At 56.7% G+C, this 19,972-nt stretch carries 22 protein-coding genes and 1 tRNA gene; 11 read left to right on the top strand and 12 right to left on the bottom strand.

What is annotated here, in order from left to right; all coding sequences use genetic code 11:
• Positions 1-8 precede the first annotated feature (8 nt).
• The 5 genes from E1573_RS17045 (at position 9) to csrA (ending at position 4,197) form a co-directional block, all read left to right on the top strand.
• The gene (locus E1573_RS17045; protein WP_133215747.1) at positions 9-1,082 is read left to right on the top strand and encodes a nitronate monooxygenase family protein; all 1,074 of its coding nucleotides are present in this window, start codon (positions 9-11) and stop codon (positions 1,080-1,082) included.
• An 81-nt stretch (positions 1,083-1,163) separates the two neighbouring features.
• On the top strand, positions 1,164-1,922 hold the full coding sequence (gene modA / locus E1573_RS17040) for a molybdate ABC transporter substrate-binding protein (protein WP_133215746.1): 759 nt from the start codon (positions 1,164-1,166) through the stop codon (positions 1,920-1,922).
• Positions 1,922-2,602: a molybdate ABC transporter permease subunit gene (gene modB, locus E1573_RS17035; protein ID WP_133215745.1), complete on the top strand. Its 681-nt coding sequence runs from the start codon at positions 1,922-1,924 to the stop codon at positions 2,600-2,602. The genes modA and modB overlap by 1 nt, the downstream gene beginning before the upstream one ends.
• A gap of 2 nt (positions 2,603-2,604) precedes the next feature.
• A complete protein-coding gene (gene modC, locus E1573_RS17030) occupies positions 2,605-3,693 on the top strand; it encodes a molybdenum ABC transporter ATP-binding protein (protein WP_371925183.1) in 1,089 nt (362 codons plus the stop codon).
• 303 nt (positions 3,694-3,996) lie between these two features.
• A complete protein-coding gene (gene csrA, locus E1573_RS17025; RefSeq protein WP_133215744.1) occupies positions 3,997-4,197 on the top strand; it encodes a carbon storage regulator CsrA in 201 nt (66 codons plus the stop codon).
• Positions 4,198-4,266: 69 nt separating this feature from the next.
• On the opposite strand, the gene E1573_RS17020 is transcribed toward csrA, so the two are convergent.
• The 3 genes from E1573_RS17020 to E1573_RS17010 are packed head-to-tail and all read right to left on the bottom strand — an operon-like array spanning position 4,267 to position 7,270.
• Positions 4,267-4,638, bottom strand: coding sequence for a PleD family two-component system response regulator (locus tag E1573_RS17020; protein WP_133215743.1), 372 nt, complete (start codon positions 4,636-4,638; stop codon positions 4,267-4,269).
• Between the two features lie 19 nt (positions 4,639-4,657).
• Positions 4,658-6,103, bottom strand: a complete 1,446-nt coding sequence (locus E1573_RS17015; RefSeq protein ID WP_133215742.1) for an ATPase domain-containing protein — start codon at positions 6,101-6,103, stop codon at positions 4,658-4,660.
• A 12-nt stretch (positions 6,104-6,115) separates the two neighbouring features.
• Positions 6,116-7,270, bottom strand: coding sequence for a nitrogen regulation protein NR(II) (locus E1573_RS17010; protein WP_133215741.1), 1,155 nt, complete (start codon positions 7,268-7,270; stop codon positions 6,116-6,118).
• A 226-nt stretch (positions 7,271-7,496) separates the two neighbouring features.
• Here E1573_RS17010 and E1573_RS17005 point away from each other — a divergent pair.
• Both E1573_RS17005 and E1573_RS17000 read left to right on the top strand, forming a co-directional pair.
• Positions 7,497-7,581 (top strand) — tRNA-Leu (locus E1573_RS17005).
• A gap of 119 nt (positions 7,582-7,700) precedes the next feature.
• Positions 7,701-8,114, top strand: coding sequence for a DoxX family protein (locus E1573_RS17000; RefSeq protein ID WP_133215740.1), 414 nt, complete (start codon positions 7,701-7,703; stop codon positions 8,112-8,114).
• A 14-nt stretch (positions 8,115-8,128) separates the two neighbouring features.
• Here the strand turns inward: E1573_RS17000 and E1573_RS16995 are convergent, their stop codons facing one another.
• The gene (locus E1573_RS16995; RefSeq protein WP_133215739.1) at positions 8,129-8,314 is read right to left on the bottom strand and encodes a hypothetical protein; all 186 of its coding nucleotides are present in this window, start codon (positions 8,312-8,314) and stop codon (positions 8,129-8,131) included.
• A gap of 85 nt (positions 8,315-8,399) precedes the next feature.
• Here E1573_RS16995 and E1573_RS16990 point away from each other — a divergent pair, with 85 nt between their 5' ends.
• Positions 8,400-8,642: a hypothetical protein gene (locus tag E1573_RS16990; protein ID WP_133215738.1), complete on the top strand. Its 243-nt coding sequence runs from the start codon at positions 8,400-8,402 to the stop codon at positions 8,640-8,642.
• Positions 8,643-8,669: 27 nt separating this feature from the next.
• On the opposite strand, the gene E1573_RS16985 is transcribed toward E1573_RS16990, so the two are convergent.
• Positions 8,670-8,867, bottom strand: coding sequence for a hypothetical protein (locus tag E1573_RS16985; protein ID WP_133215851.1), 198 nt, complete (start codon positions 8,865-8,867; stop codon positions 8,670-8,672).
• A 232-nt stretch (positions 8,868-9,099) separates the two neighbouring features.
• On the opposite strand from E1573_RS16985, the gene E1573_RS16980 reads away from it, so the two are divergent.
• Positions 9,100-9,339: a hypothetical protein gene (locus E1573_RS16980; RefSeq protein WP_133215737.1), complete on the top strand. Its 240-nt coding sequence runs from the start codon at positions 9,100-9,102 to the stop codon at positions 9,337-9,339.
• Between the two features lie 258 nt (positions 9,340-9,597).
• Positions 9,598-10,182: a hypothetical protein gene (locus tag E1573_RS16975; protein ID WP_133215736.1), complete on the top strand. Its 585-nt coding sequence runs from the start codon at positions 9,598-9,600 to the stop codon at positions 10,180-10,182.
• A gap of 12 nt (positions 10,183-10,194) precedes the next feature.
• Here E1573_RS16975 and E1573_RS16970 read toward each other — a convergent pair whose 3' ends face one another.
• Positions 10,195-10,821 (bottom strand): tetratricopeptide repeat protein, encoded by a 627-nt coding sequence (locus E1573_RS16970; RefSeq protein WP_133215735.1) that lies wholly within the window; start codon positions 10,819-10,821, stop codon positions 10,195-10,197.
• 179 nt (positions 10,822-11,000) lie between these two features.
• Positions 11,001-11,405: a thioesterase family protein gene (locus E1573_RS16965; RefSeq protein ID WP_133215734.1), complete on the bottom strand. Its 405-nt coding sequence runs from the start codon at positions 11,403-11,405 to the stop codon at positions 11,001-11,003.
• A gap of 326 nt (positions 11,406-11,731) precedes the next feature.
• On the opposite strand from E1573_RS16965, the gene E1573_RS16960 reads away from it, so the two are divergent.
• A complete protein-coding gene (locus tag E1573_RS16960; protein ID WP_133215733.1) occupies positions 11,732-12,544 on the top strand; it encodes an META and DUF4377 domain-containing protein in 813 nt (270 codons plus the stop codon).
• A gap of 421 nt (positions 12,545-12,965) precedes the next feature.
• On the opposite strand, the gene E1573_RS16955 is transcribed toward E1573_RS16960, so the two are convergent.
• From E1573_RS16955 to E1573_RS16930, 5 genes are all read right to left on the bottom strand, one after another.
• Entirely contained in the window at positions 12,966-13,682 is a 717-nt protein-coding gene (locus E1573_RS16955) for a hypothetical protein (RefSeq protein ID WP_133215732.1), read from the bottom strand.
• Positions 13,683-14,045: 363 nt separating this feature from the next.
• Positions 14,046-14,396, bottom strand: a complete 351-nt coding sequence (locus tag E1573_RS16950) for a hypothetical protein (RefSeq protein WP_371925186.1) — start codon at positions 14,394-14,396, stop codon at positions 14,046-14,048.
• Positions 14,397-14,423: 27 nt separating this feature from the next.
• Complete coding sequence (locus tag E1573_RS16945; protein ID WP_133215730.1) at positions 14,424-14,744, bottom strand: hypothetical protein; 321 nt, start codon at positions 14,742-14,744, stop codon at positions 14,424-14,426.
• Positions 14,745-15,076: 332 nt separating this feature from the next.
• Positions 15,077-16,090, bottom strand: a complete 1,014-nt coding sequence (locus E1573_RS16935; RefSeq protein WP_133215729.1) for a hypothetical protein — start codon at positions 16,088-16,090, stop codon at positions 15,077-15,079.
• On the bottom strand, positions 16,090-19,972 hold a 3,883-nt coding region (locus E1573_RS16930; protein WP_256659555.1), incomplete at its 5' end, for an RHS repeat-associated core domain-containing protein. The genes E1573_RS16935 and E1573_RS16930, both read right to left, overlap by 1 nt.

The following is a 19,972-nucleotide window of genomic DNA, read 5'->3' as shown; positions in this document are numbered from 1 at the left end:
AACCAGGCATGAGCCAATGGCCGGACACCCGTCTTCTCGATCTGCTAGGCATTGAACTACCGATCATTCAGGCGCCCATGGCCGGCGCCACGGGCTCGGCCATGGCCATTGCCGTAGGTAACGCCGGCGGCCTGGGCTCGCTGCCTTGCGCCACCCTCAGCCTGGAGCAGATCCGCGCCGAACTGGTGGCCTTTGCCCAGGCCTGCCCAGGGCCGCTCAACGTCAATTTCTTCTGCCACCAGCCACCGCAGCCCGACCCGGCGCGCGATGCCGCCTGGAAGCAGGCGCTCAAACCCTACTATGACGAGCTGGGTGCCGATTATGACGCGCCGACGCCGGTGTCCAACCGCGCACCGTTCGACGACGCCGCCTGTCAGTTGGTGGAGGAGTTCACCCCTGCCGTGGTGAGCTTCCACTTCGGTTTACCAGAGGCTGGATTACTGGCACGGGTCAAGGCCACAGGTGCGAAGGTGCTGTCCAGCGCCACCACCGTAGAGGAAGCGCTCTGGCTGGAACAGCATGGCTGCGATGCCATCATCGCCATGGGCTACGAAGCCGGTGGACACCGCGGGATGTTCCTCAGCACTGACCTCAACAGCCAGGTGGGCACGATGGCGCTGGTGCCACAAATCGTCGATGCGGTGAACGTACCAGTGATCGCCGCTGGCGGCATCGGCGACCATCGCGGCATGGTTGCCGCCCTGGCGCTGGGCGCTTCGGCGGTGCAACTGGGCACCGCTTACCTGTTCTGCCCAGAAGCCAAAATCTCGGCAGCCCACCGCCAGGCCCTGCACAGCGCCAAAGAAAGCGACACCGCCCTGACCAACCTGTTTACCGGGCGCCCGGCACGCGGCATCAACACCCGGATCATGCGCGAGCTGGGGCCGATCAGCGAGCTGGCACCGCACTTCCCCCTCGCGGGTGGGGCACTGATGCCACTGCGGGCGATCAGCGAACCCAAAGGCAGCAGTGATTTCAGCAACCTCTGGTCGGGCCAGGCGCTGCGTCTGGGTCAAGCGCTTGCGGCCGGTGAGCTGACGCGCACACTGGCTGGAAACGCCCTCGCGCAACTCAATCGCTGAAGCAGAGCTTCCCGTTTGTCGGGTAATCGCTATATATTCGCCTACATAACGATTACCCCTCAGCCTATGGAGCTGTGTTTCATGAGTAAGTGCGCACCTCGTTTTGCCTTGGCCGCCCTGGCCGCGTTCATGACCTTCAACAGTGCCTGGGCCGAAGAGGTTCAGGTCGCTGTCGCGGCCAACTTCACCGCGCCCATCCAGGCCATCGCCAAAGACTTCGAGAAAGACACCGGCCACAAGCTGGTCGCCGCCTATGGCGCTACCGGGCAGTTCTATGCGCAGATCAAGAACGGTGCGCCTTTCGAAGTGTTCCTCGCGGCTGACGACAGCACCCCGGCAAAACTGGAAAGCGAAGGTGACGGTGTCAAAGGCTCACGCTTCACCTATGCCATTGGCACCCTGGCGCTGTGGTCTGCCAAGCCTGGCTACGTCGACGCCGAAGGCGAAGTGCTGAAAAAGAACGAATACAAGCACCTGTCCATCGCCAACCCGAAAGCGGCCCCCTACGGCTTGGCCGCCACTCAGGTACTGGACAAGCTCAAGCTCACCGAGGCCACCAAGGCGAAAATCGTCGAGGGCCAGAACATTACCCAGGCCTTCCAGTTCGTCTCCACCGGCAATGCCGAGCTGGGCTTCGTCGCCCTGTCGCAAATCTACAAAGACGGCAAAGTCACCGAAGGTTCGGCCTGGATCGTCCCGGCCAGCCTGCATGAGCCAATCAAACAAGATGCGCTGATCCTCAACAAAGGCAAGGACAACCCGGCCGCCAAAGCGCTGGTTGAGTACCTCAAAGGCCCGAAAGCGGCGGCGCTGATCAAGTCTTACGGTTACGAAATCTGATGCCACTGGATGCCAGCGACCTGGGTGCCATCTGGCTGACCTTCAAACTGGCCAGCCTGACCACATTGATTTTGTTGTTGGTCGGCACCCCCATCGCCTGGTGGCTGGCGCGTACGCGTTCCTGGCTGCGCGGGCCAGTGGGCGCGGTGGTTGCCCTGCCCCTGGTACTGCCACCGACGGTCATCGGCTTCTACCTGTTGCTGGCCCTGGGCCCCAACGGCTGGATCGGGCAAACCACCGAGGCGTTGGGGCTGGGCACCGTAGTGTTCAGCTTCAGCGGCCTGGTGATCGGCTCGGTGATCTATTCGATGCCCTTTGTTGTGCAACCCTTGCAGAACGCCTTCAGCGCCATCGGCGAACGCCCGTTGGAAGTGGCCGCCACCCTGCGCGCCAGCCCGTGGGACAGTTTTGTCCATGTGGTGTTGCCGCTGGCTCGCCCCGGTTTTATCACCGCGAGCATTCTTGGCTTTGCCCACACCGTCGGTGAGTTCGGCGTGGTGCTGATGATCGGTGGCAACATTCCTGACAAGACCCGGGTGGTGTCGGTGCAGATCTTCGACCATGTCGAAGCCATGGAGTACCTGCAAGCTCACTGGCTGGCCGGTGCCATGCTGGTGTTCTCCTTCCTTGTGCTGCTGGCGTTGTACTCCAGCCGCCAAGGCAAATCGACCTGGAGCTGACCGTGCAGAACATGATTCACGCCCGGCTCAAGGTAGCGCGGGACAGCTTCGAACTGGATGTCGACTTACAGTTGCCCGGTCGCGGTATCAGTGCGCTATTTGGCCATTCTGGCTCAGGCAAGACCACCTGCCTGCGCTGCCTGGCCGGCCTGGAGCGGGCAGCAGATGCCTACATCGAAGTGAATGGGCAGATCTGGCAGGACTCGCGACGCAACCACTTCATTGCCCCGCACCTGCGCCCGATTGGCTATGTGTTCCAAGAGCCCAGCTTGTTCCCGCACCTGACCGTAAAGGGCAACCTGGAATTCGGCTGGCGGCGTATCCCGGTCGATGCGCGCAAGGTCAGCCTTGAACAGGCCTGTGCCTTGCTGGGGATCGAGCACTTGCTCGAACGCAAACCCGCCACACTGTCGGGTGGTGAAGCCCAACGGGTAGGCATTGCCCGCGCCTTGCTCAGCAGCCCACAACTGCTGTTGATGGACGAACCCCTGGCAGCGCTCGACGGCCCCCGCAAACGCGAGATCCTGCCGTACCTGGAACGATTACACGCAGAACTGGACATCCCGCTGGTCTACGTCAGCCACGCCCAGGACGAAGTCGCCCGCCTGGCCGATCACCTGGTACTGCTGGAACAGGGCAAAGTCCAGGCCTGCGGCCCGATTGCCGCAACCCTCGCGCGCCTCGACCTGCCCCTGGCTCAGGGCGATGAGGCCGGCGTGATCATCGAGGGCCGGGTGAGCCACTACGATTCGGCCTACCAACTGTTGAGCCTGCAGTTACCGGACAGTACGCTGCAGCTACGTCTGGCACACGAACCGCTGGCTCTGGGCACATCACTTCGCCTCAAAGTGCAGGCCCGGGATGTCAGCCTGAGCCTGGTCGAAGACAGCCACTCAAGCATCCTCAATCGCCTACCGGTGCACGTGCGCAGCCATCAGGCGGCCGACAACAGCGCCCACGTCCTGGTCAGCCTCGATGCCGACGGCAGCGTACTGTTGGCACGGATCACCCGCTATTCAGCCGATCAGTTGGGCTTGCATAGCGGCCAGCAGCTCATGGCGCAAATCAAATCCGTAGCATTATTGGGGTAATTACCCTCTCTTCCCCCCTTGAAAAACGATTCAGCAGGCCTCAGCTCTACTATCATGCAGAGAAATTTCCCATATTCGCTCAAGACCCCTATGCTTGCGGGCGTGAGCAGCACTGGCTGCTGCGAAGTGCTCAATAGCCTCTAAAGGCACCTGCGACTAAAGACTCTCTACAGATTCTGTGTTCGGGGGAATTAATATTCCCCGAAAGCGTCTTTAATGAAGGAAAAGAGGAACGCGCTGCACGTGTTCCGGGCTTGTGCGGGCACGTCCTGCCAAGCTACTTACGTTAACAAGGAGATATACATGCTGATACTCACCCGCAAGGTTGGCGAAACCATCATCATTAACAATGACATCAAAGTCACCATTCTGGGTGTCAAGGGCATGCAAGTAAGGATTGGCATCGATGCACCTAAGGATGTACAGGTGCACCGTGAAGAGATCTACAAGCGCATTCAGGCCGGCAGCCCGCCACCAGAGAAAGGAGACACTCATCACGAGTAATGCCCGCTGATTCAAGCCGCACGGATGCGCTTGAGCCCAAGCCACCCGCAACAGTGTGGCCGCAAGCCCTCATGACGACGTGGACGGTCGGAGCAGCTCATTAACTTTGGCAACCAACGTGGGGATGTCGAAGGGTTTATCAAAGACAGCCACGAACAACTCGGGACTATCCCATCCCTCATGCGCCTGGGCACCGCTGATCAAGATCACCGGCAGCGCCTGTAATTTCGGGTCTTCACGCATTTTCAGTGCCAGGTCTTTTCCGTTGAGCCTGGGCATCATGTAATCGGTGATCACCAGTTCCACCTGGGTGCGAGCCAGCGTTTCCAGGGCCTGCTCGCCATTGCCGACCTTCAGGACTTCAAAACCTTCGTCTTCCAGCAGGAAGCCGAGGATATCGGCAATCAGGTACTCGTCGTCGACGACCAGGATCGTGCTCATGATCACCCCACCCGAACGCTCACGCGCCCGCCGCTGGCGTCGGCGTGCCTGACAGCACTGCCGTGGCCTGGGTGAAAGCTTTGTGCAATTCGATACCGTGGGCGCTAATGATCAACTCCAGCAGCGCCGGATCGTAGTTGCTATCACGCACCTTGAGGATCGACAGCAAACGTTTGAGCGTGGACTCCAGCTCAACAAAACGCAGCAACAGCAGGTTATCGACAATGCTCGACAGGTCTGGCGCAGGCGCATTGATTTCCGAGCCGAAAATATCCCGCATTTCCCAGGTTGCCATGACACTCACGTCACGGGCGCGCAATTCTCCGATCAAGGCCCTGAAGAATTCATTGAGCCGTGCCGGATGAGTCGCCAGGCGTGTGAAAGCGCCCAGGCTGTCAATCAAGACACGGCGGATGCCGTGGGCCTGAACCAGGTGCAGCAAACGTGCGCCTACCTCATCGAGCACGCCCTCAGTGGTCGGCTGCCAGGCAATATGCAGCGCGCCACTGCGCTCCATGGCCGCGAAGTCATGCCCCAGAGCACTGGCCTTCAGGCGCAGGCGCTGCGGAGTTTCATAAAAGCCAAAGTGCAGCCCTGGCGCTTTAACCGTGGCGGCAGCCAGAAAGCTGACCCCCAGCGATGTCTTGCCGATCCCTGACGGCCCCATGGCCAGGGTCATTGAACCTGAGGGCAATCCTCCGCCCAGCAGCTGATCAAGGCACTTGACCCCGCTCGCAACCCGGCTCAATTCGCTGCTGCCCATGCCGCTGGGATGGCTGTACAGCGATTCCAGTCGCGGGTAGACCTGCAGGCCATCTGCAGTGATTTCACACTCATGCAACCCCGACAAGGCACCGCTGCCTCGCGTCTTGCGCAACTGGATACTGCGCACAGAGCGGCTTCCGATCAACGTCTCAGTCAGCTCGACAACACCATCGACCATGGTGTGCTCAGGGCTGCCGTCATCCAATTGTGAACTGGTAAGCAGCAACACCGTACAGCCGGCAAAGGCGGCATGGCCTTGCAACTCGGCAATGAATTTTTTGGTATCCAGTGTGGTTTCGGCACGCGACCTGGCCGTCAGCAAGCCATCGACGATCAGTAACGTCGCTTGATGATGACTGATTTCGCCACGCAATAATTTGACCACCGATTCCAGCCCCTCACGCTCCAGGGTATCGAAGGCGCTGACAAACTGGATCTGATTACCCAACACACTTGAATCGAAGAAGCTCAGCGTTGAAAGGTACTGGAACAAACGCTCATGAGACTCGCTCAACAGGGTAGCGACCAGAACCCGCCCGCCCTGGCCGGCATGATTGAAGGCCAACTGATTGGCCAGAATGGTCTTGCCCGACCCTGGTCGGCCCTGAACGATATAAGAGGCGCCAACAATCAGCCCCCCTTTGAGCAATGCATCCAGACCGTCAATACCACTGGCGAGGCGTTTGAGTGGCTCCACAATAGGTGCACCTGTTCAGTTTGCCGTCGTTATGTCCTCTCGGAACGCGGGCAGATACAAGCTCACGCACGTGCCTTCGCCGGGTACGCTGGCGACGCTCACGGCACCATTGCTCTGCTTGGTAAAACCATAGACCTGACTCAACCCCAGTCCAGTTCCCTTGCCAAACGCCTTGGTGGTGAAAAAAGGTTCGAAGATCCGCGGTAACACATGCGGCGCAATGCCTCGGCCATCATCACTGACGTCCAGTCGCACATAGGCGCCGTGCAGGTCGTCGACCTCACCCGCAAGCTGACAATTGCAGCCCAGCAAACGGATGACCCCCTCGCTCTCCATGGCATCGCGGGCATTGAGGATCAGATTGAGCAAAACCATTTGCAACTGGCCGCCGTCGACCGCGACGTCTTGCAACCCTTCCTCCAGTTGTACCTGCAGCTCGACGTCCTTGGGTAGCGCATGAGCCAGCAGCAAGTGAATCGACTCAATCAACTGCAGAACCTGCACCCGCCCCTGCTTCAGCGCCCTGTGCCGGGCAAAGCTGAGGAGTTGCTGGGTCATTTGGGTGCCCCGCTCGCCCGCATCGAGGATGTGCTCAAGCAAACGCTGGTTGCGCTGCTGATCGTTACTTTTGAGGGCCAGCTTCGCCGAGGCAATGATGATGGTCAGGAGGTTGTTGAAGTCATGGGCCATTCCCCCGGTCAACTGGCCCAATGCTTCAAGCTTCTGCGACTGGAACAACTGCGCACGCATGGCATCCAGCTGCAGTGCAGCCTCACGGCGATCGGTAATGTCCCGGGTAATTTTTGCCAGCCCGAGGATCTCACCTTCTGGAGAGCGGATCACATCCAGCGCCGCCAATGCCCAGAATCGTGTACCGTCTTTACGCACACGCCAGCCTTCGTCCTGGGCGACCCCTGTGCTTAACGCACGCTCAAGCAACGTGGCGGGCCTACCGTCAATGCGATCCTGCTCGGTGAAAAACAAGGAAAAGTGCTTGCCAATGACCTCTTCGGCACGCCATCCCTTGATGCGCTGGGCACCGGCATTCCAGGACACCACATGCCCCTGGGGATCAAGCATGTAAATGGCGTAATCCACCACCGCCTGCACCAGTTGCTCGTAACGGCTGGCCTGCATGCTTGGCACATCCGAGCGATCAGAAGAACCCATGGTAGCTCCACGTAAATCGCACACTTGATCAAGCATAGACAGCCAACATCGCGCGCAATTCCAGCGACCAGGCGATGATTGCCAGAAGCAACCCATTCACACCGTACCTTGCGGTTGACTCAAATATAGCCATGAGTTATAAAGCTCGCTTGATTGCGGAGGAAATGCATATTCTCCAGGGCTGTATTCCATAGCACGCCCGGTCGCCAGACCCTTTCAACACTGTGCGAGTGTGGTGGAATTGGTATACACAGCAGACTTAAAATCTGCCGGCGTGAGCCTTGCGGGTTCGAGTCCCGCCACTCGCACCATCTTCTGAAGAAGGCGCCCTTGAGGCGCCTTTTTTGTTACACGTGATTCCCCCTTACATGGCGCAAAGGCAACAACCAGCTGCTAAGGTGAAATGGCCCCACAACAAAGGAAGGCGGCCATGCGTTATACCCTGTTCGATAATCAGCGTGATGTGATCATTCTGCTGGCGCGAATCATGCTCATGATTCTGTTCATCATGTCTGGCTGGAGCAAGCTGACCGGCTTCGACGGCACCGTCGGCTACATGACCTCACTGGGTGCCCCGATGCCCATGGTTGCAGCCGCAGTTGCGGTGGTGATGGAGTTCTTCGTGGCCATCTTGCTGATCATCGGCTTCTACACACGCCCATTGGCGTTCCTGTTTGCCCTGTTCGTGATCGGCACCGCCGTCATCGGCCATCCGTTCTGGACGATGGTCGACCCAGAGCGCGCCGCTAACAGCGTACAGTTCTTCAAAAACCTGAGCATTTGTGGAGGCTTGCTACTATTGTCGGTAACAGGTGCTGGCAAATTCTCGGCAGATGGCCGTTAGCTCAGCCCCTGTACTTACAGGTCATCGAGCGGATCGACGCCCTCATCCCAGTCGACTTCATCCAGGGCGTCGATGTGCTCGTCGTCCTGGGGATCGAACAACGGGTCGACTTCTTCTTGCAGGGCAGCGTCGACCTCGTAGAACTCATGATCAAGTAAGTGATCATGCTCGGGCTCATGAATGTCCAGGTCGTCGTTCATTATCAGTTCCTGCAGCAGCGCTTTTTGGCAAAAGGGACGCTTGTATAAGCCAGAGACTTCCAATCGTCAACGCCAGGGAACGCTCATGAAATACCTGTTGATCTTCATCGCCAGCTACGCCGTCACCTTCTTTGCCCTTGGCGCCATCATCGACTCGCGCCTGCAGGTGCTGGCAGAGGATCTGCGCCATCACCCTCATGCACCGACCCAGGCCCAATACTTTGAGGACGTGCGCGTGCACGCCCAGCATTCCAAGATCGAGTACAGCGCCGTGTTGGGTACGCTACTGGCATCGGTACTGTCCTTGTTGGCCTGGGGGTTGAGCTGAGTCAGCGCATCACCCAGCGCAATCAACCTATCCTTGATGCCGTAACAAGGCAGCGTTGGCTTGGCGCACCATATCGATCCACTCACTCGCACTGACCGCCCCAGCCCGCTCCAGGCGCTCTGCGGCAATCAATGCCTGATCATAGGCCGCCTCGTGCAGCACGCCATTTACCAGGAAGCTGCTACGCCATTGCAAAATAGCAACAGCCCCTTTTTTGTCATCCATTTCCATCCCCGACAAACACTGTTTTCAGGCAGCACACCGGCTTGCTGCCTAGGCGGCGGCGAGATTACACGACCACATAATCTTTGAGAATCGTTTGCATTAGCACTTCGTCTGAATTAGCGCGAGCGCGTTCGCTCCCCACGTTGACCTCTGGTCGCCTGCTTTGAAGCTTTGTTGCAGCCCTTCAAATGGATAGCTAATAGTTAAATGTCTGCCTGGGGAGGCACAAAAAATGCAAACAAGATTCGTTATCGTCCCGGCGGTGCCTATCGAGCAGGAATCTTTCCGTGCCGGCACCCGCTTTTACGCGACAACTGTTTCCGGTGGCTTCGACATCTACGACAACCAGGAAAAAATGCGGCTCAAGCCAAGCTATGCCAGCAAGGAAGAAGCATTGATGCACTGCGCGCGAATGAACGCCGAACACAGCATAAGCCTGGCAATCGGTAACGCGTGTGTAATGCAACCATAGCCCCATAGCACCCAACGCCCTCGAATCAGCAGTCGGGGCGTTGGGCGCCAATTCCGACAAACAGTCAGAAAAAGTTACTTTGCAGCGGCGAATATCGCGCATTGATCTGTAAGCGGCATGTATAATGCCGACCAATTCTATGCTACTGACACTCAATCGTATTAGCACGTTGCGATGAGTGTCGTGCGCCTCCACTGACCACGCCCGGCCCCGGGCGACCCTCTTGCATCGGGCTTGGCCCTATCAAGGAAGATTTGCATGACCCTACTGAAGCTCGTGATGACTGGCCTTCTGATCCCCTCCAGCGCGCTGGCTGCCGGCACACAGCAGCCCTCCACTACCTGGGCGCAGGAACCAACGTCGTTCATGGGTGTTGACCTGCAGGGCGACTTTCTCAACGAAGTAGCAGAATGCCCAGCCAATGCGACAACATCGACAACACTCTGCCGCGCGGCCACTGAAACGCCAGGTCGATTTGTCATTCTGGGCACCGACTCCCGCCGCGTGCTGCTGGGCTACAAACTGGTTGCCCAGGTGGTCAATGGCAAGATCGAAACACTGGTGTTCACCGGCCCGTCAAACAGTAGCGGCCTGGTGGCAGAAATGCTGCGCGCCGACTACGGCCCGCCTTCTCAAAGCAAAAGCAACTTGATCAAGACCAAATCAGGCGCCAGCTTTGATAACGAAGTGCTGCACTGGACAGGCAAAAGCCTGTCCATCAAATCGCAGCGTAACGATGCCGACCTGGGCACCTATAACGTGATGCTCACAACTACGCCGATGTCGGTCAGTAATGCCCAGGGTGCAGATCAGCCTGATGAGTCAGGTGTTTCGCAGCTGTAGTAGCGCAAAGCACTAGTTGGAGTTCGGCGGCAACTTGCCAAGCATTTCCTTTGCCGGCCCGTTGCCTTGATCGGCGGCCTTACGCAACCAGTACCGCCCCAGCTTCACACTTTTCTTGACGCCCCGCCCCGTCAGGTAGTGCTGCCCCAGAAACACCTGCCCCCATTGATCACCGCTGGTGGCAGCGAGCTGGTACAGGATCACCGCTTGCTCATGGTTTTGGGGCACGCCTTCACCTTTGTCGTAAAGTGTGCCGAGCACAACTTGCGCATCAAGGTCTCCTTGATCGGCGGCCTTTTTAAACCAATAAGCGGCACGCTCTGGATCAGCCTTATCCAGGTAATCGCCATTGCGGTAGGAGTGGCCAAGCGTCATCTGCGCCTTGATATCTCCTTTCTCGGCACTCTCTTGCAAATACTCAATGAAGCCTGGATTGGGCGACATTCTTTCTCGGCAGGCCGACTGTTCAGTACGGGAGAACCGTTTCGCAGGCTTGATCGGAAGTCGGGTCTCTCCCGCTTCAAACATTGAAGATGGCGTTGCCCAGCTGGCAAACAGGCTTGATGGCTGCCCGGCTTCAACCCACCATGGGCTCAGCAGCATTGTGCAGACAACTGCGGAGAGAAACTGCTTGCTCAAAACAGCGACTCCTCAGGCAAAAAGTACATCGACCGTCAGGCCTGCGTCGTACACAGCTTAAGAATAGTCGCAGCGATTAAACCTGCGCTGGCGCCCTTATTGATCAGCGCAGGTCCGGTGCCCAACAGGTTAATCAGAAGAATGCAGCCAACGCACTGCCCCGGCAGCGTGTGTCATTTTTACTGCAAGAGCACCCGCAGCGGCAGAGGAACCGCTACCACTTCCCGCGTTTGCGGGCAAACACAAACCTGCGTCAGGCTTGCAACAAACGCCAGTACATCTGACGGAAGACGCCCTTCAACAGAAAACGAGAAAGAATGTTCCCCCACATTCGACACACTCACTTTGATCGTCAGCTCATCGTCCCATGTGACCGGGTGTAGAAACTCCAGAGAGAATGCCCTTGCCGGCGGCAATATATTGAAGCCTAAAAGCGCCCTGAGCCCCGGGCCGTTCAGCCAGACACCCAGCGCCTCGTGAACGGCCTCCAGCACGAAATATGAAAACCTTGGCGTATAGACAATGCCTTCAGGATCGCAGTCCCCAAACAATACCTTCCGTTGAATAAACACCGGGCTCGGCATCACACCATTCCTTAGTAATGAGAAGAAGACTGGGCGCAGTGCTCCACGCCCCCTGATAGCAGAATCTGCACATACTACTTCAGCAAACTGTCGGCCTGCTGCGTAAGATTTAGCAACAATCTCAAGGCACCCTGCCTATGAAACTGATCGACACAGATGCTGTCCGATTGCCATCGGTCACTGAAGTCGAGCAGCTTGGCCTGCAGTCTGGGCAAGGCCCACACCACGGGACAAACCTGAAACGACCTCAGTACCTGGTTTACTGGCGCAAGCTTCCTCTGCGCAAAGGATACCGCCCCTCATTTTCAAGGCTGAAAGAGCGAACCATGAAACAGAACATTCTCCTCGTTGCCGTCTGTGCTGCCCTGCTCCAGGCGTGCACCCCGGCTTCCACCTCCCATGAAGGGTCGCCTTCCATGCCTGCCACTCCCGCGTCGGTCGCAGCCCAGCCTGAGCTTTCGGCCTACTACTGGAACCTGGTTTCGGCCACAGATGCTTCGGGCAACCCCATCGCCGCCCTGAGCAAAGGCACTGAGCGCAAACTGCGCCTGAGTTTTGCCGGGCACAACCTGAAAGTCAGCGGTGGTTGCAACGGCCAGTTTGGTCAATACAGCTACCAGGACGGTGTACTGAAGGTGCCGTCGCTGGCCTCAACCTTGATGGCCTGCGACAAGAGCCTCATGGCGCTCGATTCCGAAGTCGGGCGCCTGCTCAAAGGGGACCTGCGCACCGTCATCACCCATGACAGCCCGGAGCCGGTGCTCCAGCTGACCACCCAAGACGGCTCGGTGTTGAAGTTCCAGGGCGAAGCCACCCCCGAGACCCGCTACGGCAGCAAAGGCGAGATCAAATTCCTGGAAGTCGCCGCCAAGACCGTCACGTGCAGCCATCCGCTGATCCCCAACTACCAATGCCTGCAAGTGCGCGAGCGCCGTTATGATGACGCCGGCTTGCAACTGCCGACCCAGGACACCTGGCACCCGCTGTACCAGACCATTGAAGGCTACGAGCACCACGACGGTGTGCGTACGGTGGTGAGAGTGAAGCAATACGAATGGAAGAACCCGCCAGCCGACGCCCCATCGCACGTCTATGTACTGGACCTGGTAGTTGAACAGGATGCATCGGGCAAAAGCTGATTAAACGTTAGCGACCGGCTCGGTAGGAACAACTGCCTTGCAGGACTTTACCCGAAGCCTTCACTAACCAAGAGGCCAGCCCCGGTAGGAGCTGGCTTGCCCTGCGATCTGGTGCGAAACGCCAGCAAATCGAACCGCTTCGGTGGGTCAGCTGCTATGCAAACAGCCGATCGCGGGGAAGGCTGTACTTTAAATTCTGAGAAACTTATACCTAGCGCCTCCCCTGCGGCGGTCAGCAAGCTGCCTCCGATGCCAGCCGCGCGACCGGCCAGCAAGGCTACGCCGAACCCGCAGGTGAACGTGGCAATGGCCACTGTAGCCACCAGCGCGTTACCCAGGGCGGCTCCGATCAGGAAGCCGCCCAGCGCGCTGGTGTGCGATATGTCGTCGCCGAACCTGGTTCTTCGAACATGAAGAATGATCAAGTAAAAGCGAAAATTTTAATCTCATCAAGCAAGCTATCTATCGGGAGCGCCTGTTCGTCCCTTCTGTTTCTTATCAGTATATATTCACCATCATTAGGAGAAACTACTTCAATGACCTTACCGGACCAATTGGCAACCTCAATAAATCCGCTCGCTACGCCATTGAGATTACTGATTTCTTTCAACAGAGCCGACCACTTAAAGAAAGCGCCTAATTCGTCAGTACCTCCTCCCGTCGTGGGATTATCGAAATATACGCGAAGTTTAGGGCTCGCCTTTCTCTCCCAATCTAATGTCGGCACATAATGCAGGCGTAGCTCTTTAAACTCTTCGACAGACTCGTCACCTGAAAACTCACAACGGTATATGGGAATACAAAGATATAAATTTTCTCTTCTGCCTTCCAATCGTCCTTTCAAGCTGCCGTGATAAGTGTTGGGCACAACCAGCGCATGAGTAAAACCATATTTATTAGCAAAAATTTCGAATACTACAGCCTTATCTTGACTCAAGGAGTCAGGAACCTGCCCAACAACTTCTGCAGAAAACCTCTTATCACTCACACCCTCAGATATAATCAGCAGATCTTGCTTATCTGCGCTCTTCAAACAATACTCATAGATCACTTTTGGAAGCTTGTGCTGAAAAAAATAGCAACCTGCATATTCATCTACGCTTGCAAAAGACTGCAACAAGTCATCTTTAGAGAACATACCAACCTCATTCATAATTTGACCCCTACGTCCTGCCTGTATCATCTGGGGGAGCGGGCGAAATACAGAAAGTGCTTAAGGGTGTTTTCGACGCGCTGCAGCGGGACGCTGCTATCGTCGTCAGGCACTTCACCGAAGTAGAAGAACAGGTTATCGAGAGCTTTCAGCAGGTGGTGACCGCCGCCACACTTTCAATGAAAGCATTGGGGAAGCAGTTGTAATCGCCCTTGACGGGAGGATGAGAACATACTGTCTACAGAAGCTATTGGCGCAACCGGTATTGCAAACTTCGAAGAGTATCTGAGGGAAAGCTGCCTCCCGGACCGTACTGCGCCATATTTCTTAAAGAGCGTTACCTAACCTTTAATGAAACTTAGCAATTAGCTCATCACGGGTTTTGGTATCTTCTAAAAAAATCGCCATCCATGCGTTCATAACTTCGAAAATATCCACACCAAACTCTGGAGCCTTGGGTTCTTCGTGCCACCATATCAACCCACCCGATTCTTCTACCTTCGCATCTACCGCGACATAATCTCCTGCGCCATTTGAAAAAACAGCAATCCAGTTTTCTGCAAAAGACACATCTTCTTCGTCGATTAGATCAGACACACGAAAAAGATCACGCAAACGCTGAGGCCCCATAGAGCGCGCAGAGAAGAATGTATAGCCATCATGTACTTCACGATAAAACTCCTGAAGCCGTGCAGGAATATTATCAAAATCTGCTATATCTACCGCCTATCCCCCAATAGGCAGCCCACCCAAGTAGTAGTAGAAACCATTCGCATCATGGAATATATAGAGCATTTCCACTTTTTCGCTGGCCAGCAACGCAGTACCTAGCAGGCTATCGTTCAAGAGCGCAATGACTGATGGAAATTCAGTGATGTAAGAATGCCATTCCACGGGATATGTTGGTGCCTCATCAAGACTCAGCCCAAAACTCTTCCATGACTCAGGCAAAATAATGCTTTCAGGGACTTCCGACAAACCAAAATAAATTTTTCGATCTGCAAACTCATTATTCACATTACTAATTATGTCATTCAGCGAAATCACATCTCTCTCCCTACAAGAAACTAGGTAACACTCGATCTGTGCCAAGGGGTTCCATCACAGATATTTGGGCTTGAAGGTCGCGTCGATGCTGGTGTGCGACAGGACGTCGTCGCCGATGAGGTATTCGGTCAGGTCCTCAGCGCATCGGTTTCAGCCAGCAGGTTGCCCTTGTCGTCATAGCGCGCTTGTCAGGTGCAGTCGCCCAAGTAGGTGACTTATACCTCCACAACTCATGCAACAATACACAATATAAAATCCAAACTCAGAAACTCAATCCCAATCCCTCCTAACTGCTCACCTCAAAACTAATACAAAAGGTACAAGCAGAATATTTAAAACCCCAACTCAGGCTCCACAGACTCTATATCCACCCTCAAAAGTGGATCAATTACCATTTCGCTTTCTTGCCTGCTCGCGGTGATCACGGCCAGTCTCGGACCAACACCAATCCCTGGAATATAGAAACCCATGACGCTCACTTCAACGCTCACTGTTTCTCCACTCCCCCCTAATGATATCTTTGGAAAATCCACAAGCATGCATTCTGGCCAGTTTAATAGAAACTCCCCAGGAACAACGCTTGGCTCTGTGATATCAGAACGAAGCCTGTATTTCCCCTCAAACTGAGGTCGAATTAAACCAGGCACATACTTAGCATCAGCCACCTCATCCAGCCCATATATGTAGTATTGCCACGGAGTCATCCCCCAAACCAAAATCAACAAACCCTCTTCAAATAGCTCATTGGCGATTTCCGTTTCACAAAAAGCATTTTTTAAATTTATTTTTCCAGGCCCAAGCCTAGACACCACATAATCATTCATCTTCTGTAAGTCAGCGATAAAAAAACCCAGCTGACCGTACCCATCATACACCGGTCTTTTTCTGGAGACTTCATTCAGTAGCGGACTAGCGCAGAAATCCAGGCTAAACACAACATTTAACACCTCTGAATACTGCACCAACGGTTTGACATGCTCCGGGACCTCCCCAATAGTTTTAAGAGGAACATCCAGATTAACCTCGATGCAAAGCCTATATTTCCCCACCGAGACCGGCGAAGAGTCTAATATTAACTTTTCAACCCCTATATCAAGTGAAACCCCTCCACCACCAACAACATCAACCACCACCTCCCTCCTAGAAATAAAACTACTACTTACTGCCGAACCATAATTAACCTTCGCCCCCCCACACCAGCTAACCAAAACCTTTCTTTGCACATCTCCATATATACCAAAATCAAAATTCGAGAGCGGAACCAACTCCCCTCCTACATTTAGCGAACCGTTAGCAATAAGCCTCGAGTCGTTAACCGTTACATACTGAGCTTTCTTCAAATTCATTAGCTACACCCTGGCAACGCGGCCCCTTTAGATCGTGCCCATTTCTTTGTTGCTTCCCATCCCTCTGCAGGCGATACATTCGCCGCAATTATTCTGCCTGGATTACCATTTTCAATGATACGCAGATCACCTCTAAAATGAGCGATATCGGGGTTGTTGTAATGCGCCTCAAGAGACTGCAACCACTTTTCATTCGTAAGCCCTTCAGATTTAAATGCATCCATCGTGACAACTGGCTTAGTACCCGATGCAATTCCGTTATAACCATGCATACCGCTATGCTCCACATCATTCCACTGCCCTTGCTCTAACCAGAACATAGATGGAACATCATTGAATGAGTTGAATGGCGTTATACCTAGCGACGTTGCCAGTGTATGCGGAACCATATGATGACCTACGTTAACTGGGTTGGCCAAAGGCATCAGGCCCAGTGGATCAGCCCATCTTATCGGGTTTGAGTTATAACGATAGAAATTGTCACCTCCACTCAATCCTAAAGGATCCTGCGAGCAATATCTGCCGACTTCAGGATCATAGTATCTGAACGTGTTGTAGTGCAGCCCCGTCTCACCATCAAAGTACTGCCCCTGAAACCGCAGGTTCTGCTCAACCGTATTGACAGCCAGCTGCTCGATCTCACCCCACGACCGATACGTCGCCTGCCAGACAATCTCGCCCTCGCTGTCCGTCAGCTCCAGCGGCGTACCAATCTGATCGGTATGGAAGTAATAAACCTGCTGCTCTTGCCCTTCCACCTGATCAACCCGCGACAATGGCGCATAGCTACCTGGCTCATACAGGTACAAAATGCTCTGCCCAGGCGTTTCCTCCCGCAGCATCCGCAGCCCTTGCCAGAGGAAGCGCTTCTGTTCGACCTCGCCGTTGATTTCCGCCTGCTTGGCCACCCGGCGCCCGAGGCTGTCGTAGCGATACTCGCCCGTGCTCTCCAGCTTGCCGTTGACCAGCGTCTCAGCACGGACCAACCGGTTCTCACAGTCGTAGGCAAAATGCTGCAGCTTGCTGTGCCCCGAGCGCTTCTCGATCAGGTTGCCCCACGCATCGTAGCGGTACTCCTGATCCCGCCAGTGTTTGATGCGGTTGTCCTTGACCTTGGCGAGCTGCCGGGCATTGAAGTCCAGGCGGTTGGCGGCAGGGTCGTAGCGGAATTCTTCACTGCCAATCAACGAGCCGGTGTCACGGCTACGCAACTGGCCGTTGGCTTCGTATTCGTACTTGATCTCGCCGCGCAGTTTGTCCAGCGTGCGCACCAATTCCCCCGCAGGATCGTACTGGTAGCGCCGATGAATCGGGTTGTAGGCGTGCTCCACCAGCAGTTCTGGGTGGATGCCAGGGTTCTGCACCTGTGAAAGCTTTTCTGCCGGCAAGGTCGAGGCGAACTGCCACGCCTTGCGCCCCATGGCGTCATAGCCAAAACAACTGGTCAGCTTGCCTTGGGTGCGGTACACCTCGCGGTGCAGGTCGTCGCGCTCCATGTCGCTGATCACCTGGCCGTCCAGGTTCAGTTGGTGCAAGTGGCCGCTGCCGTAGTACAGGTGGTTGACCTTGCGGCCATCCGGCAAGGTCAGTGTGGTCAGGTTGCTGAGGGGGTCGTATTCATAGGTGAGTGCGCCGTCCGGGGTAATCTCTTGTGTCAGACGGCCCAGCCGGTCGTAGGCGTACTCCAGCGTTTCTTCGCTAATGCCCAGCCGTTTGCCAAGCGCGGTCGGGTGCCGTTCGATGCTCAGCAAGCGGTCACCATCGTCGTATTTGAAGGCTTGCTGCGCATCGCTGTTGGTCTTGGTGAGCAAACGGCCAATGGCGTCGCGCTCGAACTCGGTGTGGCGCTGCGGGCGTTCGGCGTTTTCGCCGTAGCCGATTTCGTCGAGCCGGGTCAGGTGGCCGCCATCGTTGTAGCTGAAGCGTCGGGTCAGGTTGTCGACCCGCACTTCTTCACTGAGCCGATCCGACAGGTCATAGGCAAAGCGGTAGGTGGCGTTGTTCTCGTTGACCAGCGCGGTCAGGCGCTGGGCTTTGTCGTACTCGTAGCGCACCCGCTGGCCTTTGGCATCCTGACGGCTGCTCGGCAGGCCGCGGGCGGTGCGCAGCAGCCGCGTGCTCTGGCCCTTGCCGTCGGTGTGGCTGAGCACCTGGCCGTAGACGTTGTAGGTGAAGTGCTCGGCCGTGCCGTCTGGGTAGTCGATGCGCAGCACTTCGCCGTCGGGTTTGCGCTCCAGTGTGGTGGTCTGCTTCAGCGCATCGGTGACGGCAATGAGGTGCTGGCGTTCGTCGTAGCGGTAGTAGGTGCTCTTGCCTGAGCAGTCCTGATAACGCTCAACCTGCGCCAGGGTGTTCCACCACAGGTATTTGGACGTGTAGGTCGCGTCGATGATGGTGTGCGGCAGGCCGTCGTCGCCGTTGAGGTATTCGGTCAAATTCCCCAAGGCATCGGTTTCAGCCAGCAGGTTGCCCTTGTCGTCGTAGCGCGCCCGCCAGGTGCTGCCGTCCGGGTAGGTGACGTGGGTCACCAGTCGGGTCAGGTGGTGGTACTCGTAGGTGGTCTTGCGCCCGAGCGGGTCGCACTCTTCAAGCAGACGGGAAAATTCGTCGTACGTGAAGCTGAGCTGGTTGCCGTCCGGCAAGCCCAGGCCGACCATGTTGCCGTGGTCATCGAGGTCGATGGCGTAACGTTCGCCACCATAGTCACGGCTGGCAATTACGCGGTGGTCGGCGTTGTACTGCACCTGCAGCTCGCGCCCGAGCACATCGGTGGCCCAGCTGCTGCGGGCGTCGAGGTCGTAACGGAAGTGAAAGTGTTCGCCATCGCTGGTCCAGTGCTCGACCACGCGCGGTGTGCCGCCGAGGGTTTCCCAGCGGTAGTGGCAGCCCAGGCCCAGGGCGTTGCTGTGGGTCACCATCAGGCCGTCGGCGTAGCTGAAGCGCCGCACCGAATCGCCGTTGCGGTTGATCACTTCGCTGAGTTGGCCGTGTTCGTCGTAACGGTATTGGGTCAGGGTTTCGACCGCCTGGTTGTTCACCACGCGCTTGATGTCGGTCAGGCGCCCCAGCGGGTGGTCGTAGTGCAGGTGCACGCGGGTGCCGCCAGTGGCGCTGATGTCAGTCAAGGTGCCGGCGGGCGTGCGGGTGAAGTGCAGGAAATGGCCAAGGGCGTTTTCGATGCGCTGCAACGGGACGTTGCGGTCGTCGTCCGGTACTTCGCCAAAGTAGAAGAACAGGTTGTCGAGGGTTTGCAGCAGGTAGTGGCCACCTTCGGTGCACACCAGGTACACCTGCTCGTGCGGGTTGTAGATGCGCTCGCCCGCTTGCAAGGTCACGAAGGGGACTTCGCGGCCCTGGTTGTCGGTGAGGTAGATGAAGCTGCCGCTGCGGCGCAGGCTCTGTTCCCAGGGCAGCACCCAGCCGCGGCCAAGCACGCTGTCGACGGTGAGGTCGCTGGCATAGAAGCGCGACCACTCAATCGGCATCAGGCCCGGCAGGCTGAAGTCGATTTCATCGGGGATCAGTTTGCGCCCGGTGGTGAGGTCGACCGGGTTGCCGACCAGCCCGCCAATCGCCTTGCGCGCCACCGGTTCCACCACGTAGCGGCTGGCCACTTCACCGGCAACGAAGCCTGCGGTGAACTTCATCGCACAGGGCATCACGGCCTTCATGCCGGCCTGGGTGCCGGCCTTGATCAACTGGGCGATACCGCCCGCAGCACCGGCGATGGCCATCAGCACATCCACGGTGGTGCGCAGCCATTGCGGGATCTCGTCGTCCACCGGCAGGTAGCGGTAGGTGCCGCCGCCGATGATGACGTTGCCCGAGCCACTGGAAATGGTCGCGCCGCAGGTCAGCTTGTCGCCCTTGCGTGCAGCGGCG

This window comes from Pseudomonas sp. H9 (genome assembly GCF_004353925.1).
Lineage (GTDB): Bacteria > Pseudomonadota > Gammaproteobacteria > Pseudomonadales > Pseudomonadaceae > Aquipseudomonas.
Note: the sequence above shows the minus strand (reverse complement) of the source record. Positions and strands in the feature narration are given on the sequence as shown.

Coding starts and splice junctions, on each gene's coding strand:
- E1573_RS17000 (WP_133215740.1), top strand. CDS start 7,701: ATGCGTTATACCCTGTTCGATAATCAGCGTGATGTGATCATTCTGCTG.
- modA (WP_133215746.1), top strand. CDS start 1,164: ATGAGTAAGTGCGCACCTCGTTTTGCCTTGGCCGCCCTGGCCGCGTTC.
- E1573_RS16935 (WP_133215729.1), bottom strand. CDS start 16,090: ATGAATTTGAAGAAAGCTCAGTATGTAACGGTTAACGACTCGAGGCTT.
- E1573_RS17045 (WP_133215747.1), top strand. CDS start 9: ATGAGCCAATGGCCGGACACCCGTCTTCTCGATCTGCTAGGCATTGAA.
- E1573_RS16980 (WP_133215737.1), top strand. CDS start 9,100: ATGCAAACAAGATTCGTTATCGTCCCGGCGGTGCCTATCGAGCAGGAA.
- E1573_RS16995 (WP_133215739.1), bottom strand. CDS start 8,314: ATGAACGACGACCTGGACATTCATGAGCCCGAGCATGATCACTTACTT.
- E1573_RS16955 (WP_133215732.1), bottom strand. CDS start 13,682: ATGTTCTCTAAAGATGACTTGTTGCAGTCTTTTGCAAGCGTAGATGAA.
- E1573_RS16965 (WP_133215734.1), bottom strand. CDS start 11,405: ATGCCGAGCCCGGTGTTTATTCAACGGAAGGTATTGTTTGGGGACTGC.
- csrA (WP_133215744.1), top strand. CDS start 3,997: ATGCTGATACTCACCCGCAAGGTTGGCGAAACCATCATCATTAACAAT.
- E1573_RS16990 (WP_133215738.1), top strand. CDS start 8,400: ATGAAATACCTGTTGATCTTCATCGCCAGCTACGCCGTCACCTTCTTT.
- E1573_RS16960 (WP_133215733.1), top strand. CDS start 11,732: ATGAAACAGAACATTCTCCTCGTTGCCGTCTGTGCTGCCCTGCTCCAG.
- E1573_RS16975 (WP_133215736.1), top strand. CDS start 9,598: ATGACCCTACTGAAGCTCGTGATGACTGGCCTTCTGATCCCCTCCAGC.
- E1573_RS17010 (WP_133215741.1), bottom strand. CDS start 7,270: ATGGGTTCTTCTGATCGCTCGGATGTGCCAAGCATGCAGGCCAGCCGT.
- modB (WP_133215745.1), top strand. CDS start 1,922: ATGCCACTGGATGCCAGCGACCTGGGTGCCATCTGGCTGACCTTCAAA.
- E1573_RS17020 (WP_133215743.1), bottom strand. CDS start 4,638: ATGAGCACGATCCTGGTCGTCGACGACGAGTACCTGATTGCCGATATC.
- E1573_RS16985 (WP_133215851.1), bottom strand. CDS start 8,867: ATGGATGACAAAAAAGGGGCTGTTGCTATTTTGCAATGGCGTAGCAGC.